The sequence below is a fragment of the Parabacteroides distasonis genome, from assembly GCF_004793765.1.
Taxonomy (GTDB): Bacteria; Bacteroidota; Bacteroidia; order Bacteroidales; family Tannerellaceae; genus Parabacteroides; species Parabacteroides distasonis_A.
In genome coordinates, this window is sequence record NZ_SRYM01000121.1 from 1 (window position 1) to 1,405 (window position 1,405).

Sequence of the window (1,405 nt, forward strand, 5' to 3'; positions counted from 1 at the left end):
GAAAGAAGACGCCATGAGAAACGGGCAGACCAAGCCCGGATATAATCTGCAAATAGGTACCCGGAACCAATTCCTCATAGACCTCCGACTGTTTCCCAACCCAACCGATACACTGACCCTCATACCTTTCTTCCGCTCCTTTGACCAACGCTATAACCGCTTACCAACTGTCGGTGTGGCAGACTCCGGTTACGGCTCGGAAGAAAATTACCGGTTCATGCTAGATAATGGGATAAAAGCTTTTGTCAAGTACAACTACTTCCATAAAGAACAGCGTCCCCGTTATACCCCCAATCCGTTCCATGCAGAGAGTCTCCATTACAATGCGAAAGAGGATTATTACGTTTGTCCTATGGGGCAGCACATGAACCGTATAGGAACCAGGCGTGACAAAACAGCTGGCGGATACATCGCCGAAAGTGCCCGGTATAAAGCACAAAGATGTGAAGGGTGTCCTTTACGTGGCAGTTGCTTTAAAGCCCGGGGGAACCGTATTATAGAAGTCAACCACCGATTAAACCAATACAAACGGCAGGCACGGGAAAGGTTGCTCTCTGAAGAAGGCGTCAGGCATAGGGGAAGGCGATGTATAGAACCGGAAGCGGTTTTTGGACAAATGAAACACAACATGGCATACAAAAGGTTCCGGCATGTGGGAGAAGACAAGGTTACAATGGACTTTGCCTTCTTTGCTATAGCTTTTAATATCAAAAAGATGTGTACAAAACTACTAAAAGCAGGAAAGAGAAGGAGTGCACACACTATATTTATCTTTATCAGACCACGTGTGACTCAACATACGAGAAATATTAAGCCTTATTACCTAATTACTGAAAAAATAGGGGTCAGTCCGAAAACCCTGTGGATATGTCATGTTAATACGCGCAAGAGAACTATCTTTGCGTTCAAATTAAAATTATCTGCCCAATGCCTTCCAATCGCAACCCGCATAAGTTACTGCGAGTCGTCTTCCCCGAGGTTTTAATGGAGTATTTCGAGATCTCCGGCTGGCATGACGACTCTGTCAAAATCGAAGTCTGGCTTGATGAAAAACACTACATGGAACGTTCAGGTTACAAGAGTGGAACTGTGATCTCACATGGTTTTGCTGATGGGAAAGTGATTCAGGGCTTTCCTCTGCGCGGTAAACCTGTTTATCCCCACGTAAGACGTCGTCGCCGGTATGACAAAGCTACCGGGGAAACTTTTTCCTATACCTACGATGGTCTTGCGGCCGAGGGGACGAAACTCACTCCCGAGTTCGTTGCTTTTTTAAAAGAATAAGATTGAAACCACCGCCGCCACCAGCATAAGCCCCATAGCGGATGCTTATGGGGTAAAGGGGAAACTGTTAACTTCACAGCACAAGGAGTTTATCAGCGCGTACAGACAGTGGGATCAGCTA

1 protein-coding gene and 1 pseudogene are annotated in these 1,405 nt (G+C 46.2%); both read left to right on the top strand.

The features are described from left to right. Positions 1-746 (top strand): annotated as a pseudogene (locus E5342_RS18965) (transposase); the annotation flags it as partial. A gap of 238 nt (positions 747-984) precedes the next feature. Next, positions 985-1,284 carry an ISAon1 family transposase N-terminal region protein gene (locus E5342_RS18970; RefSeq protein ID WP_135960077.1) on the top strand — a complete coding sequence of 100 codons (300 nt, stop codon included), beginning with the start codon at positions 985-987 and terminating at the stop codon, positions 1,282-1,284. Positions 1,285-1,405 lie beyond the last annotated feature (121 nt).

Bases quoted from the DNA above. Each gene is read 5' to 3' on its own strand.
- E5342_RS18970 (WP_135960077.1), top strand. From the start codon at position 985: ATGGAGTATTTCGAGATCTCCGGCTGGCATGACGACTCTGTCAAAATC.